The 14,794-nt window shown below is 71.2% G+C and carries 13 protein-coding genes; 8 read left to right on the forward strand and 5 right to left on the reverse strand.

Going from position 1 to position 14,794, the window contains the following annotated elements; all coding sequences use genetic code 11:
• Nucleotides 1-65: 65 nt before the first annotated feature.
• Nucleotides 66-911, reverse strand: coding sequence for a siderophore-interacting protein (locus ACFWWR_RS23410; RefSeq protein WP_383864946.1), 846 nt, complete (start codon nt 909-911; stop codon nt 66-68).
• Between the two features lie 126 nt (nt 912-1,037).
• Nucleotides 1,038-1,943, reverse strand: a complete 906-nt coding sequence (locus ACFWWR_RS23415) for a 5'-3' exonuclease H3TH domain-containing protein (RefSeq protein ID WP_383865070.1) — start codon at nt 1,941-1,943, stop codon at nt 1,038-1,040.
• Nucleotides 1,944-2,164: 221 nt separating this feature from the next.
• Here ACFWWR_RS23415 and ACFWWR_RS23420 point away from each other — a divergent pair, with 221 nt between their 5' ends.
• The 4 genes from ACFWWR_RS23420 to ACFWWR_RS23435 all read left to right on the forward strand — a co-directional run bounded on the left by ACFWWR_RS23420 (nt 2,165) and on the right by ACFWWR_RS23435 (nt 7,538).
• Nucleotides 2,165-3,253: a glycine betaine/L-proline ABC transporter ATP-binding protein gene (locus ACFWWR_RS23420; RefSeq protein ID WP_383864943.1), complete on the forward strand. Its 1,089-nt coding sequence runs from the start codon at nt 2,165-2,167 to the stop codon at nt 3,251-3,253.
• Nucleotides 3,246-5,864 (forward strand): ABC transporter permease/substrate binding protein, encoded by a 2,619-nt coding sequence (locus tag ACFWWR_RS23425; RefSeq protein ID WP_384305086.1) that lies wholly within the window; start codon nt 3,246-3,248, stop codon nt 5,862-5,864. Before ACFWWR_RS23420 ends, ACFWWR_RS23425 begins: the two co-directional genes overlap by 8 nt.
• 391 nt (nt 5,865-6,255) lie before the next feature.
• The gene (locus tag ACFWWR_RS23430) at nt 6,256-6,828 is read left to right on the forward strand and encodes a helix-turn-helix domain-containing protein (protein ID WP_383864938.1); all 573 of its coding nucleotides are present in this window, start codon (nt 6,256-6,258) and stop codon (nt 6,826-6,828) included.
• Nucleotides 6,825-7,538 carry a helical backbone metal receptor gene (locus ACFWWR_RS23435; protein ID WP_383864935.1) on the forward strand — a complete coding sequence of 238 codons (714 nt, stop codon included), beginning with the start codon at nt 6,825-6,827 and terminating at the stop codon, nt 7,536-7,538. The genes ACFWWR_RS23430 and ACFWWR_RS23435 overlap by 4 nt, the downstream gene beginning before the upstream one ends.
• Here the strand turns inward: ACFWWR_RS23435 and ACFWWR_RS23440 are convergent.
• The gene (locus tag ACFWWR_RS23440; RefSeq protein WP_384305089.1) at nt 7,450-8,622 is read right to left on the reverse strand and encodes a TDT family transporter; all 1,173 of its coding nucleotides are present in this window, start codon (nt 8,620-8,622) and stop codon (nt 7,450-7,452) included. The genes ACFWWR_RS23435 and ACFWWR_RS23440 overlap by 89 nt on opposite strands.
• Before the next feature lie 70 nt (nt 8,623-8,692).
• Here ACFWWR_RS23440 and ACFWWR_RS23445 point away from each other — a divergent pair, with 70 nt between their 5' ends.
• Nucleotides 8,693-9,628, forward strand: a complete 936-nt coding sequence (locus ACFWWR_RS23445) for a LysR family transcriptional regulator (protein WP_383864930.1) — start codon at nt 8,693-8,695, stop codon at nt 9,626-9,628.
• A gap of 22 nt (nt 9,629-9,650) precedes the next feature.
• Here ACFWWR_RS23445 and ACFWWR_RS23450 read toward each other — a convergent pair whose 3' ends face one another.
• On the reverse strand, nt 9,651-10,337 hold the full coding sequence (locus ACFWWR_RS23450; protein WP_383864927.1) for a gamma-glutamyl-gamma-aminobutyrate hydrolase family protein: 687 nt from the start codon (nt 10,335-10,337) through the stop codon (nt 9,651-9,653).
• A 61-nt stretch (nt 10,338-10,398) separates the two neighbouring features.
• A complete protein-coding gene (locus ACFWWR_RS23455; protein ID WP_383864924.1) occupies nt 10,399-11,136 on the reverse strand; it encodes a FadR/GntR family transcriptional regulator in 738 nt (245 codons plus the stop codon).
• A gap of 85 nt (nt 11,137-11,221) precedes the next feature.
• Here ACFWWR_RS23455 and ACFWWR_RS23460 point away from each other — a divergent pair, with 85 nt between their 5' ends.
• From ACFWWR_RS23460 to ACFWWR_RS23470, 3 genes are read left to right on the forward strand one after another with little or no spacing between them, the layout of a single operon-like run.
• The gene (locus ACFWWR_RS23460) at nt 11,222-12,592 is read left to right on the forward strand and encodes a glutamine synthetase family protein (protein WP_383864922.1); all 1,371 of its coding nucleotides are present in this window, start codon (nt 11,222-11,224) and stop codon (nt 12,590-12,592) included.
• A gap of 11 nt (nt 12,593-12,603) precedes the next feature.
• The gene (locus ACFWWR_RS23465; protein WP_384305092.1) at nt 12,604-13,983 is read left to right on the forward strand and encodes an aldehyde dehydrogenase family protein; all 1,380 of its coding nucleotides are present in this window, start codon (nt 12,604-12,606) and stop codon (nt 13,981-13,983) included.
• On the forward strand, nt 13,980-14,771 hold the full coding sequence (locus ACFWWR_RS23470; RefSeq protein ID WP_383864916.1) for a 3-oxoacyl-ACP reductase: 792 nt from the start codon (nt 13,980-13,982) through the stop codon (nt 14,769-14,771). The genes ACFWWR_RS23465 and ACFWWR_RS23470 overlap by 4 nt, the downstream gene beginning before the upstream one ends.
• The last annotated feature ends 23 nt before the right edge of the window (nt 14,772-14,794 follow it).

A 14,794-nucleotide genomic window follows, 5' to 3' on the forward strand; every position in this document is an offset into this window, starting at 1 on the left:
CGGTTCCGCCGGACAACGCGAAGGCGGCCCGTGCTCCAGCACGGGCCGCCCTTGACGTCGACGTGTCACGCGGCGGGTGCCGCCCCCTCCTGCTCCGCCTCGATGCGCGCGTTCCAGTCCCGCTTGGAGGCCTGCCAGCCGTCCTCGTTGTGGCCGAGCCGCCAGTAGCCGGAGATCGACAGGTCCTCGCGGGCGACGGCCCGCTCGACCCGCAGGAGATGGCGCAGCTGCTTCACGAAGTGCGCCTCGCCGTGCACGAACGCGTGCACGCGGCCCTCCGGGAACTCCAGGGCGCGTACGGCTTCGGTCAGCGCGTCGCCGATGCGGCCCTCGCCGCGGTGCAGCCAGACGACCTCCACATCGGAGTCGATCTTCTGCTCCTCCTCCGGACCGGAGACCTCGATGAAGGCGTGGGCACGGGCGCCGGCGGGCAGCGCCTCCAGCGAACGGGCGATCGCGGGCAGCGCGGACTCGTCACCGACGAGCAGATGCCAGTCGGCGGTCGGGTCGGGGGCGTAGGCGCCGCCGGGGCCCATGAACCACACGGTTTCACCCGGTTGGGCACGCAGGGCCCACGGTCCGGCCAGGCCCTCGTCGCCGTGGATCACGAAGTCCAGCGTCAGTTCGCGGTGTTGGGGGTCCCAGGCGCGGACCGTGTAGGTCCGGGTCACGGGCCACTGCTCGCGCGGGAACTCCTCGCGGATCCGCTGCAAGTCGAAGGGTTCGGGGTAGGTCACGCCATCCGCCGGGAACAGCAGCTTCACGTAGTGGTCGGTGCAGGTGTCCGGGGCGAAGTCGGCCAGCCCCTCGCCGCCGAGCACGACGCGCTGCATGTGCGGGGTCAGCCGTTCGGTCCGGACGACCTGTGCGAAGTGGGGCTTCCGCGGCTGTCGTCCCGGTCGTTCTGCCATGGCGGCCTCCCAGTTCCCTTTGCTTAGGCTTACCTAAGTTAGCACTTCCTCCCAGTGAACACCCCCCACATGAGAGGTTGGTAAGCAAACACCTCTTCAAGAAGACCTCGACCCCCGGAGCACCGCCTACGCGACAAGCGTCGCGAGCAGCCGCTGCAATGATCCACCCAGCCCCCAGTGGGCCGCCAGCTCCTTCAGCGCCACCGCATCGCGCGGCACCCGCGGCAGTGCCGTGTCGACATCCGGCAGCGGAACGTCGTCCGCGACCTTGACGACCTTCGGCGCCACCGCCAGATACGGCCGTGACTCGTCCAGGCGCCTGCGCTGTGTCGGCGTGAGCTTCGCCTTCGGGTCGTCCACCGCGGCGATGATCCCGGCCAGGTCGCCGAACTCGGCGAGCAGCTTGGCCGCGGTCTTCTCGCCGATGCCGGGCACCCCCGGCAGGCCGTCGCTGGGGTCGCCGCGCAACAGCGCAAGATCCGCGTACCCCCTGCCGTCGACCCCATACTTCTCCCGCAGCCACGCCTCGTCCGTCAGCTGCAGCGTGCCGACGCCCTTGAGCGGGTACAGCACGCGCACCCCGCGTCCGTCGTCCACCAGTTGGTACAGGTCGCGGTCGCCGGTGACGATGTCGACCGGGCCCTCGGCCCGCGCCGTGAACGTGCCGATCACGTCGTCCGCCTCGTACTCCGCCACGCCCACGCGCGCGATGCCCAGCGCGTCGAGGACGGCCTCGATGACCGGCACCTGCGGGGAGAGCGTGTCCGGCACCTCCTCCTCGTCGGGGCCCACCGGGTGCTCCTCGGCGACGCGGTGTGCCTTGTAGGAGGGGATCAGCTCGACCCGCCAGTGGGGGCGCCAGTCGGCGTCCATGCAGGCCACCAGGTGATCGGGGCGGTGGTCCTTGACCAGGCGGTCGATGAATTCCAGAAGCCCGCGCACGGCGTTCACCGGCGTGCCGTCCGGGGCCTTCACGGAGTCCGGCACGCCGAAGTAGGCGCGGAAATAGAGCGAGGCGGTGTCGAGGAGCATCAGTCGTCCGGTCACGCCACGCATCATGCCGTACGCCACCCACAGAGACGTGTCGGCGACGCAGCGCTTACCGTGCGTAAACGTCCTGTGAACTGGACCACCTGCGCGTTTGACCCGTACCGGCCAGGGCAGGTGCGGCTTCCGGAGCGATGCTGGTTGCGCATTCAACTGTCAGTGGCCCTTCGCCTCCGCGTTCCTGGCCGTCGAGACAAGAGGTACGCGTGTCATCCAGACTTGAGGCCGAAGCGCTTTACAAGGTGTTCGGCAGACGACCGGACGAAGCAGTCGAACGGCTCCGGCAGGGCGCCGACCGGGAGGAACTGCGTGCCGACGGCACCACAGCCGCGGTGATCGACGCCTCCTTCACCGTGGAACCGGGCCAGATCTTCGTGGTGATGGGCCTGTCCGGATCCGGCAAGTCCACGCTGCTGCGCATGCTCAACGGCCTCCTGGAGCCGACCGCGGGAAGTGTCCGCTTCGACGGCGACGACCTGACCGCGCTCTCCGACCGCGACCTGCGCGCGGTCCGCGCGAAGAAGATCAGCATGGTCTTCCAGCACTTCGCGCTCTTCCCGCACCGCAGCGTCCTGGAGAACGCGGCCTACGGCCTGTCGGTCCAGGGCGTGCCCCGCCGCGAGCGTGAGGCGCGTGCCGCCGAGGCGCTGGCCATGTGCGGCCTGGACGGCTGGGAGAAGTCCTGGCCCGACGAACTGTCCGGCGGCATGCAGCAGCGCGTGGGCCTGGCCCGCGCCCTCGCCACCAACGCCGACCTGCTGCTCATGGACGAGTCCTTCAGCGCGCTCGACCCGCTGATCCGCCGGGACATGCAGGACCAGCTCCTCCAGCTCCAGCAGACCCTGAAGAAGACGATCGTCTTCATCACCCACGACCTCAACGAGGCCATGCGGCTGGGCGACCGCATCGCCGTCATGCGCGACGGCCGCATCGTCCAGAACGGCACGGCCGAGGACATCCTCATCCGCCCGGAGAACGACTACGTGGCCTCCTTCATCCAGGACGTCGACCGCTCCCGCGTCCTGACCGCGTCCGCCGTGATGGACACGGACGTGCGCGGCGACGAGGGCCGGTGCGGATGCGAGACCGCGACGCCCGACACCCCCTTCACCGAGCTGTGCGCGATCAGCGCCCGCCTGTCCCACCCCGTCACGGTTCTGGACGCGCACGGCGCACCCGTCGGCGTCGTACCGAGACAGCGGCTCGTCGGGTTCCTCGGCGACGAGCAGGGCGCCCCCGTGGCCTGCGACTCCCCCCGGGACAAGGGTGGGGACAAGGTGGTGTCCCGTGCCTAGGATTCCGCTCGGCGACTGGGTCAACGACGCCGTCGACTGGCTGCTCGGCCACATGGCCTGGCTCTTCGACTTCCTCAAGACCGTCTTCACCGGCACCTACGACGGCATCAACGCCGTCCTCCAGGCGCCCGAACCCCTGATCCTCGCGGGCATCTTCGCCGTGCTCGCGTTCTGGCTGCGCGGCACGCTGGCCGGTGTCCTCACCTTCGCGGGATTCGCCTTCATCGACTCCCTCGAACTGTGGGACAACGCGATGGTGACCCTGTCGCTCGTTCTCGTCGCGACCCTCATCGCGCTGGTGATATCCGTTCCGGTGGGCATCTGGGCGGCGCGCTCCGACCGGGTGAGCGGTCTGGTCCGGCCGGTGCTGGACTTCATGCAGACGCTGCCCGCGATGATCTACCTCATCCCGGCGATCCTGTTCTTCGGCACCGGCGCCTCCGCGGGCATCGTCGCGACCCTGATCTTCGCGCTCGCTCCCGGCGTGCGCATGACGGAGCTGGGCATCCGCCAGGTCGACAAGGAACTGGTCGAGGCCGCCCAGGCGTTCGGCACCACCCCGCGCGACACACTGCTGCGCGTCCAGCTGCCGCTCGCACTGCCCACCGTCATGGCCGGCGTGAACCAGGTCATCATGCTGGGCCTGTCCATGGCCGCGATCGCCGGCATGGTCGGCACCGGCGGCCTCGGCGGGGACGTCAACCAGGCCATCGGCCAGCTCAACATCGGCCTCGGCTCCGAGGCCGGCCTCGCCATCGTGATCCTCGCGATCTACCTCGACCGCATGACCAGCGCCCTGGGCGTCCACGTCTCCCCGCTGGGCCGCCGCGCCGCCGCCAGGGCACGCGCCGCGCAGGGCGTGAAGGTCTGGTCGTACCGGCCGCGCCCGCAGATCGCCGTGGTCGGCATCGTCGTCCTCGCCCTCGTGGCGGGCGGCATGGGCATCTTCGGTGGCAGCACGGGCGGCTCCACGGCCGTCGCCGACGGCAAGGACGTCGGCCAGGGCAAGAAGATCACCATCGGTTACATCCCGTGGGACGAGGGCGTCGCCTCCACCTACCTGTGGAAGGAGATCCTGGAGGAGCGCGGCTACCAGGTGGACACCAAGCAGTTCGACGCCGGCCCGCTCTACACCTCGCTCGCCCAGGGCAGCGTGGACTTCCAGACCGACGCCTGGCTGCCGACCACCCACGAGCAGTACTGGAAGAAGTACGGCAGCAAGCTCGACGACCTCGGTGCCTGGTACGGCCAGACCTCCCTGGAGCTGAGCGTGCCCTCCTACATGAAGGGCATCGACTCGCTGGAGGACCTCAAGGGCAAGGCCGCCACCTTCGGCGGGAAGATCACCGGCATCGAGTCCAGCGCCGGCATGATGAGCCTGCTCAAGAGCAAGGTCCTCAAGGAGTACGGCCTCGACAAGGAGTACCAGGTCGTCGACAGCTCCACGCCGGCGATGCTGGCCGAGCTCAAGCGGGCCTACAGCAAGAAGGATCCGATCGTCGTCACGCTGTGGTCGCCGCACTGGGCGTACAGCGACTACGACCTGAAGAAGCTCAAGGACCCCAAGGGCGCCTGGGGCAAGGGCGACGGCGTGCACACGGTCGCCCGCAAGGGCTTCGCGAACGACAATCCGGTCGTCGGTGAGTGGCTGAAGAACTTCACGATGGACGAGAAGCAGCTCACCGGCCTCGAAGCCGAGATCAACAAGGCGGGCGAGGGCAAGCAGCAGGACGCCGTCCGTGCCTGGCTGAAGAAGAACCCGGGCGTCGTCGACAAGCTGGCCCCGGTCGCGGGTGGCGCCGGCGCCACCCCCGCCGAGGCCAAGAACCCCATCGACGTGGCCTGGTTCCCCTGGGACGAGGACATCGCCGTCACCTACCTGTGGAAGAACGTCCTGGAGCGGCGCGGCTACCAGCTGAACCTGAAGCAGATGGACGTCGGCCCGGTCTACACGGGCCTCGCCTCCGGTGACCTCGACCTCAACTTCGACGCCTGGCTGCCGTACGCGCAGAAGAACTACTGGGACAAGAGCAAGGACAGACTCGCGGACCTGGGCACCTGGTACGAGCCGACCTCGCTGGAGGTCGCGGTGCCCTCGTACGTCAAGGGCGTCAAGTCCTACGAGGACCTCAAGGGCAAGGCCGGCCTCTTCGACGGGAAGATCATCGGCATCGAGCCGGGCACCGGCGAGATGAACCTGCTCAAGACGAAGGTGCTGCCCGGCTACGGCCTCGACAAGGAGTACGAGGTCGTCGACGGCTCCACGCCGGCGATGCTGGCCGAGCTCAAGCGCGCCTACGCAAAGAAGGAGCCGGTCGCGGTCGTCCTGTGGTCGCCGCACTGGGCGTACAGCCAGTACGACCTCACCAAGCTGAAGGACGACAAGAAGTTCTTCGGCGAGGGCAACACGATCCGCACCATCTCCAACGAGAAGTTCCCCGGGCAGTACCCGCAGCTCACGAAGTGGATCAAGAACTTCAAGATGAGCGAGGGCGAACTCGGCAGCCTGGAGGCCGAGATCAACAAGCGCGGCCAGGGCCAGGAGGAGGAAGCGGTCGCCGCCTGGCTGAAGGAGCACCCGGACATGGTCGACCGGATGACCCCGCGGTAACCGCCGCACCGAAGCCGCCCGAGGGGCGGGCCTCCCCACGCGTCCTGACAGCGTGTGGTGAGGCCCGTCCCTCGGGCCATGTCCGGAACCCCTCGCCCACGGGCGGGATCCGGCCAATCACACAGAGCTACCCGGCTCTGGCCGCGACCCACGTACGGCCTGCCGGTCGGCCCCTTCGCCACGCGGGACACGACCGTGCCCGGCGACCGCGGGGAGCCGATCCACTGGCGCGATCTGTGAGGTCCCGTGACATACGGTGTGTCGTCGATGTGGCGGCCGCATGAAACGGTTTGCCGAACATGCGTAGGGTGCAGAGAAGTCATCAAAAGCAGTGAGTCCGAGCCGTGGCACAGGGGATGCGGACCGACGAGCCGAGGAGGGAGCCGGAGCGATGGGCGACCACAAAGAACAGCCCCTTCGGGTGGGCGCGGCCGTACGGCGTCGGCGCCGGGCGCTGGAGCTCACCCTCGCCGTCGTGGCCGAGCGCAGCGGGCTGTCGGTCCCGTTCCTGAGCCAGATCGAGAACGAACGCGCGCGCCCCAGCCGCAGCTCCCTCGAGAAGGTCGCCGACGCCCTGCGCACCACCGCCGTCGAACTGCTCGCCGCCGCCGACCCGGCGTGCAGTGTCGACGTCGTGCGCCTCGAGGAGACCGAGGCTCTGCCGCTCGAACCCCGGGTGCGTTCCCTGGTGCGCGGTCACCACCAGATGCACGCCTCGGAGTTCACCGGCGACCACGACGCGGGCCGTGAATTCCAGTACCGCAACGACCAGTTGATGTACGTCGCCGACGGCGGCGTCGAGATCGAGGCCGAGGGCCGCGCCTACCGCCTCGGCCGCGGCGACACCCTGTACCTGACCGGTGGAGTCCGGCACCGCTGGCGGGCGACGGTGGCCGACACCCGCGTGGTCGTCGTCGCCGTGGCCGAGCACGTCGAGGCGGTCCAGGACCGACCGCGCCAGTGAGGGCCGTCTCGCTCGTCCCGTCGCTCACGGAGGCCGTGGCCGAGACCGGCACCCTGGTCGGCGCCACCGACTGGTGCACGCACCCCGCCGGCCTCGACGTCGTCCGAGTCGGCGGCACCAAGAACCCGCGCGTCGACCGGATCCTCGCCCTCGCCCCCGACCTGGTGATCGCCAACGAGGAGGAGAACCGCGCCCCCGACCTCACCGCCCTGCGCGAGGCGGGTGTCGAAGTGCTGGTGACCGAGGTGCGGGACGTGCCGCAGGCCTTGGCGGAACTCCAGCGCGTGCTGCGCGCCTGCGGGGCGAGGAGCCGCCCGCGCTGGCTGGACGACGCCGAGGAGGCGTGGTCGGCGCTACGGCCGCCCGAGCACCGCAGGACAGCGGTCGTCCCGATCTGGCGTCGGCCGTGGATGGTCCTGGGCCGGGACACCTTCGCGGGCGACGTCCTGGCCCGCCTGGGCGTCGACCACCTGTACGCGGGACACGCGGAGCGTTATCCGCGCATCCCCGTCGAGGACCTGCGGGCCGCCGCCCCGGACGTCGTCGTCCTCCCCGACGAGCCCTACCGCTTCACCGCCGACGACGGCCCCGAGGCCTTCCCCGGCCTGCCGTGCGCGCTGGTCAGCGGGCGGCACCTGACGTGGTACGGACCGTCGCTGGCCGAGGCGCCGCGGGTGCTGGGCGAGGCGCTGCGAGCAGCGAGCCGCTGAGCAGACCGCGCGCGGTGTGCACGGCGGCGGTGGCCCAGGCGACGACGAGGACGCCGTACAGGCCGACGGCGAGCCAGTCGTAGGCGAGCAGCCCGGTGTGCCGGGCCAGCGTCTCCGCGCCCGTGACGCAGGTGCCCACCGGGAAGGTGAACGCCCACCAGGTCATCGCGAAGCCCATGCCCTGCCGCCGCGCCCGCAGGACGTGCGCGGCGGCGAGCCCGAACCACAGCAGGGCGAAGCCCATGACGGGAACGCCGTAGAGGACCGCGAAGACACCGAATCCCTCGCCGTACGGAGCCGGTACGACTCCGGGCGCCACGTCCGCGAAGTTGCCGGCGGCGGTCGTGGACTGGCCGAGCGGGCCGAGCACCAGGAACAGGGTCGGGGTGAGGGCGAGGGGCAGCGGCCCGCCGGCGACCAGCCGGGCGAAGACCATGGGCAGCATCGCCAGGGTCGCGAGCAGGCTCAGGCCGAACATCGCGCAGCAGGCGAACAGCAGGGTCTCCCGCGGCTGACCGGGCGGCAGGTGCGGCACGAGCAGCGGCCCGAGCGCGGCGGACACCATGGGCGCGACGACGGGCAGCAGCCACACGGGCGTCGCCTGTCCGACCTCCAGGCGATGGCGTACGGCCATCAGGTACGGCACGGCGACGGCGGCCGTCAGTCCCACGACCGTTCCGGCGGTGAACAGCACGGCGTCGACGGCGACCGCCGCCTCGGTGCCGATCCAGTCCCGGCCGACGGTGAGGGTGGCGCCACCGACGGCGAGCAGGGCCATGGCGAGGCAGCCGTAGAAGGGAGCCGTGGCCGGGTCGAGGAGGTGGGCGCGGGCCTGGTCGCGGTGGTGCCTCCAGTGCAGGGCCCGGGCGCAGAGCAGGGTGAGGAGGAGCGCCACCGAGAAGGCCCAGACGCCGGCGCAGGCGGCACGCAGGCCGGGGACCGGCAGGGGGAGGGCGGCTCCGGCGGTGGCGACGATGGCGGTGCCCATGACGCAGGCGTACCAGTTCGGCCCGAGGTGACGGACGGCGAGGGCGCGCGGCGAGTGTGCGGTGGCACGCGGGAGGGGCCGGGCTGCGGTGACCATGTGTCCACCGTCTCGCCGGTGATGGGCCGCTACCAGGGAGTATGCCTCTATGAGGACATAAGCTGTCTTTATGAGCGGCGATGCGGAACAGGAGAACTCCCGGTACGAGGTGGGCGGCTCGCTGTCGCACCGGGTGCCGGAACTCGGGGCGCTGGAACTGCTGCTGGCGGTGGCACGGCTCGGAAGTCTGGGCCAGGCCGCGCGCGAGCTGGGCATCACGCAGCCGGCGGCCAGCAGCCGGCTCCGCTCCATGGAACGCCAACTGGGTGTGGCGCTGGTGGACCGTTCGCCGCGCGGCTCCCGGCTCACCGACACCGGGGCGCTCGTCACGGACTGGGCCCGGCGGATCGTGGAGGCGGCCGAGGCGTTCGACGCGGGGGCGCAGGCACTGCGGGATCGGCGGGACTCGCGGCTGCGGGTGGCGGCGAGCATGACCATCGCCGAGTACCTGCTGCCGGGCTGGCTGCTCGCCCTGCGCGCCCAGCGGCCGGACACCGCGGTGTCGCTGCTCGCGGGCAACTCGGCGGCGGTGGCGGAGCGGTTGCTGTCGGACGAGGCGGACCTGGGGTTCGTCGAGGGGCTCAGTGTCCCGACCGGCCTGGACTCGGTGGTCATCGCCCACGACCGGCTGATCGTGGTGACGGCGCCGGGGCATCCGTGGGCCCGCCGTCGCCGTGCCCTGGAGGCGTCGGAGCTGGCGGTGACGCCGCTCATCCTGCGGGAGAAGGGCTCCGGTACGCGTCAGGTCCTCGACAGGGCGCTGGGCGGCCTGGCGCGTCCGCTGATCGAGTTGTCGTCCACCACGGCGGTGAAGGCGGCGGCGGTGAGCGGGGCGGGCCCGGCGGTGCTGAGCGAGCTGGCCGTGCGGGAGGAGCTGGCGATGCGGCGGTTGGTGAGCGTGCCAGTGGCGGACGTCTCGCTGGCCCGGGATCTGCGGGCGGTGTGGCCCACGGGACACCGGCCGGTGGGACCGGCGAGGGAACTGCTGTCGCTGACGCGGGGATGAGCGGGCGCTGCCGGGGCTTCCGCTACGAGGAAGCGGCCTCGACCAGCGCCCGCATCACCCGCACGTCCTCGCCCATCTCCGGATGCCACTGCACACCCACCACCCAGGGGGAACCCGGCAGTTCGACCGCCTCCACCGTCCCGTCCGCCGCGTGCGCCGAGGCGACCAGGCCCGTGCCCAGACGGTCGACCGACTGGTGGTGGAAGGTGGGCACCGAGGTCTCCTCCGGGACGATGTCGCCGTACACCGTGCCGGGGACCGGCTTCACGGGGTGCCGGCCGAAGACCCCGGGCGCCTCCGCGTGCCCGTCGATGTGCTGGACGAGGGTGCCGCCCAGGGCGACGTTCAGCAGCTGCATGCCCCGGCAGATGCCCAGCAGCGGGATCCGCGCGGCCAGCGCCGCCTCGATGAGGGCGAGTTCCCAGGCGTCCCGGGCACGGGCGGGCGGCCCGGTGCGGGGGTCGGCCCGCGCGCCGTAGCGGACCGGCTCGACGTCCGGGCCGCCCGCGATCACCAGGCCGTCGAGGCGGGCTACGGCCGCCCGGGCGTGCTCCGGGGCGTCCGGCGGGAGCATCGCGGCCAGCCCGCCCGCGAGCTGCACCAGCCGCGGGTACCCGGCGGGCAGCAGCGCCGCCTCCAGCTCCCACACGCCCCAGCGCGCCCGGGCCTCCAGGTACGTACTGACACCGATCAGCGGCCTGCCCGACATGTGTCCCTCCGGCCTCTCAATGGACTTCCGCCAAACCTTTCCCGCATGGCAGGTCTCCTCCTCACGCCAGGAACCCCCGCAGCAGCGCCGCCGTCCCCGCGCAGTGCTCCCGCATCATCTCCCGCGCCCCGTCCGCGTCCCCGTCGAGGACCGCCTCGACCAGCGCGGTGTGCTGGCGCTGGGAGTGCTCCAGGTTGCGCACCAGGAGCGGGATGCAGTCGAGGAGGTCGTTCACCGAGGCGCGTACCGCCGCGTACCGCGCGGTCAGCGTAGGCGAACCGCACAGCTCGGCGAGCGTGAGGTGGAGCAGCGTGTCCAGGCGCCGGTACTCGGACAGCGGCGCGTCCTGCGTCGCGGCCAGCGCGTCCCGCAGTCGCCCTCCCTGCTCGCTCGACAGCCCGTGCGTCGCGCACAGCCCCGCCGCACCGACCTCGAGGACCTCCCGGAAGCGGAGCACGTCCTCGATGTCGACCTCGGCGATGCGCCGCCGCAGCTCGTCCTCGCCGCCCGCGTCGGTACGCGGCAGGACGAACGTTCCGCCGTACCGGCCGCGCCGCGACTCCACCAGCCCCTGGTCCTGGAGCACCTTCAGCACCTCGCGCAGCGTGACCCGGCTGATCCCGAGCCGTTCCGCCAGCTCCCGCTCCGCGGGCAGCCGCTCCCCGCCCTTCACCAGGCCGAGCCGTACGACCTGGAGGATCTGCTCCAGGGCCTCCTCGAAGCCGTTGCCCGCCCGCACCGGGCGCAGCACCGGTGTCAGCCGGTCGTCCGGGCCGCCGCCGTCAGCGTCCGCCGCCATATGGCCGTGCCCCCTTCCCAAGCAATGGTTCTCCGCAATACCTTATGGCTTCCGGCTGACCGAAGAAGCCGAAGGAGGCTTTCCCGTGGCAGACCGCACACCCCCGCTCAGCGTCGAGGAGCTGCACACCCTCGTCGCCGGCGGTGAGATCGACACTGTCGTCCTGGCCTTCCCGGACATGCAAGGGCGGCTCCAGGGCAAGCGGTTCGCCGCCCGTTTCTTCCTCGACGAGGTCCTCCACCACGGCACCGAGGGCTGCAACTACCTCCTCGCCGTCGACACCGACATGAACACCGTCGACGGGTTCGCCATGTCCTCCTGGGACCGCGGCTACGGCGACTTCGCCATGCACCCCGACCTGTCCACACTCCGCCGCGTCCCCTGGAACGCCGGCACGGCGATGCTGGTCGCCGACCTCGCCTGGACCGACGGCTCCCCGGTCGTCGCCGCCCCCCGCCAGATCCTGCGCCGCCAGCTGGAGCGCCTCGCCGAGCACGGCTTCACCGCCCAGGTGGGCACGGAGCTCGAGTTCATCGTCTTCAAGGACACCTACGAGCAGGCGTGGGACGCGAACTACCGCGGGCTCACCCCGGCCAACCAGTACAACATCGACTACTCGGTGCTCGGCACCGGCCGCATCGAGCCCCTGCTGCGCCGCATCCGCAACGAGATGGCCGCCGCCGGACTCACCGTCGAGTCCGCCAAGGGCGAGTGCAACCCCGGCCAGCACGAGATCGCCTTCCGCTACGCCGACGCCCTGGTCACCTGCGACCAGCACGCCGTCTACAAGACCGGGGCCAAGGAGATCGCCTCCCAGGAGGGCGTCTCGATCACCTTCATGGCCAAGTACAACGAGCGCGAGGGCAACTCCTGCCACATCCACCTCTCGCTGGCGGACGCGGCCGGAAACAACGCCATGGCGGGCTCCCCGCAGGACGAGGGCGGCATGTCGGAGGTCATGCGCCACTTCCTCGCCGGACAGCTGGCCGCACTGCGCGACTTCTCGCTCCTCTACGCCCCCAACATCAACTCCTACAAGCGGTTCCAGCCGGGCTCCTTCGCCCCGACGGCCGTCGCCTGGGGCTACGACAACCGCACCTGCTCGCTGCGCGTGGTCGGCCACGGCCGCTCCATGCGCTTCGAGAACCGGCTGCCAGGCGGCGACGTCAACCCCTACCTCGCGGTGGCCGGTCTGGTCGCGGCCGGGCTCCACGGCATCGAGCAGAAGCTGGAGCTTCCCGAGGCCTGCTCGGGCAACGCCTACACCGCCGGGTTCGAGCACGTGCCGACCACCCTGCGTGAAGCCGCCGAGCTCTGGGAGAACAGCCCGATCGCCAAGGCCGCCTTCGGCGACGAGGTCGTCGCGCACTACCGCAACATGGCCCGCGTCGAACTGGACGCCTTCGACGCCGCGGTGACCGACTGGGAGCTGCGCCGCTCCTTCGAACGCTTGTGAGAGGTCTTCCCGTGTCCTACGAGCACGAGCTCCAGGTACTCAACCCGGCCACCGAGGAGGTCGTGGCCACCGTCCCGGCCGCCACCGCCGCCGACGTGGACGCGGCCGTCGGACGCGCCTCCCGGGCACAGGCCCGGTGGGCCGCCCTCGCGCCCGGCGACCGGGCCCGGCTGCTGCGCCGGTTCGCCGTCGCCGTCGACGAGCACCTCGAAGAGCTGGCACGGCTGGAGGTCCGGGAGGCCGGACACACCGTCGGCAACGCCCGCTGGGAGGCTGGCAACGTCCGCGACCTGCTCGACTACGCGGCCGGGGGAGTGGAGCGGCTGACCGGACGCCAGATCCCGGTCGCCGGCGGCCTCGACGTCACGATCCTCGAACCGCTGGGCGTCGTCGGCGTCATCGCCCCCTGGAACTTCCCGATGCCGATCGCGGCCTGGGGCACCGCCCCGGCGCTCGCCGCCGGCAACGCGGTGATCCTCAAGCCCGCCGAGACGACCCCGCTGACCGCCCTGCGGCTCGCCGAACTCGCCCTGGAAGCGGGTCTGCCGGAGGGCCTGTTCCAAGTGCTGCCCGGTCACGGCCCCGTCGCGGGCAACGCGCTCGTCGAGCACCCGGGCGTCGCGAAGATCGTCTTCACCGGGTCGACGGCCGTGGGCAAACAGGTGCTCGCCCAGGGCTCGGCCCTGCTCAAGCGCGTCACCCTCGAACTCGGCGGCAAGAGCCCCAACATCGTCTTCGCCGACGCCGACCTCGAAGCCGCCGCGGCAGCGGCTCCCATGGCCTTCCTCGACAACTCAGGCCAGGACTGCTGCGCCCGCACCCGCATCCTGGTCCAGCGCAGCGCGTACGACCGTTTCCTGGACCTGCTGGCCCCGGGGATCGAGTCGGTGCGCGTCGGCGACCCGGCCGACGAGCAGACCCAGATGGGCCCGCTGATCTCCAGGGTCCAGCTGGAGCGCGTCCGTTCCTACGTCGACGCCGACGCGCCCGGCATCCGGGGCAAGGCCCCCGAAGGCCCCGGTTTCTGGTTCCCGCCCACCGTCCTCACCGGCGTCGACCCGCACGCACGCGTGGCCGTCGAGGAGGTCTTCGGCCCGGTCGCGGTCCTCCTGCCCTTCGAGGACGAGGCGGAGGCCGTGGCCCTGGCCAACGCCACCGACTACGGCCTCTCCGGCTCCATCTGGACCCGGGACGTCGGCCGCGCCCTGCGCGTCTCCCAGGCGGTCCGCGCCGGCAACCTGTCCGTCAACTCGCACTCCAGCGTCCGCTACTGGACGCCCTTCGGCGGCTTCAAGCAGTCCGGCATCGGCCGCGAACTCGGCCCGGACGCCCTCACCGCCTTCACCGAAACCAAGAACGTCTTCATCAGTACGGAGGGCCCCGCACAGTGACCGCATCGACTGACGACATCATCTGCCGCCGCCTCGTCGGCCGTACCGCCGTCATCACCGGAGCCGGCAGCGGCATCGGCCTCGCCACCGCGCGCCGGCTCGCCTCCGAGGGCGCCCACGTCGTCCTCGGCGACGTCGACGAGACGCGCGGCAAGGCGGCCGCCGAGGAGGTCGGCGGGACGTTCGTGAAGGTCGACGTCACCGACCCCGAACAGGTCGAGGCGCTGTTCAGCACGGCGTACGACACCTACGGCAGCGTCGACATCGCCTTCAACAACGCCGGCATCTCCCCGCCCGACGACGACTCCATCCTGGAGACCGGCCTGGAGGCCTGGAAGCGCGTCCAGGAGGTCAACCTGACCTCCGTCTACCTGTGCTGCAAAGCCGCCATCCCGTACATGCGGCGCCAGGGCAAGGGCTCCATCATCAACACGGCGTCCTTCGTGGCCCGGATGGGAGCGGCGACCTCACAGATCTCGTACACCGCCTCCAAGGGCGGCGTTCTCGCCATGTCCCGTGAACTGGGCGTGCAGTTCGCGCGGGAGGGCATCCGGGTCAACGCCCTGTGCCCGGGCCCGGTCAACACCCCCCTGCTCCAGGAGCTGTTCGCCAAGGACCCCGAGCGGGCCGCCCGCCGCCTGGTGCACATCCCGGTCGGCCGGTTCGCCGAGGCCGAGGAGATCGCCGCCGCCGTCGCCTTCCTGGCCAGCGACGACTCCTCCTTCGTGAACGCCTCCGACTTCCTGGTGGACGGCGGAATCTCGGGGGCATACGTCACGCCCCTGTAGCCCGCGCCCTACAGTGCCGGAAT

It is taken from the genome of Streptomyces sp. NPDC058678 (assembly GCF_042714835.1).
Taxonomy (GTDB): domain Bacteria; phylum Actinomycetota; class Actinomycetes; order Streptomycetales; family Streptomycetaceae; genus Streptomyces.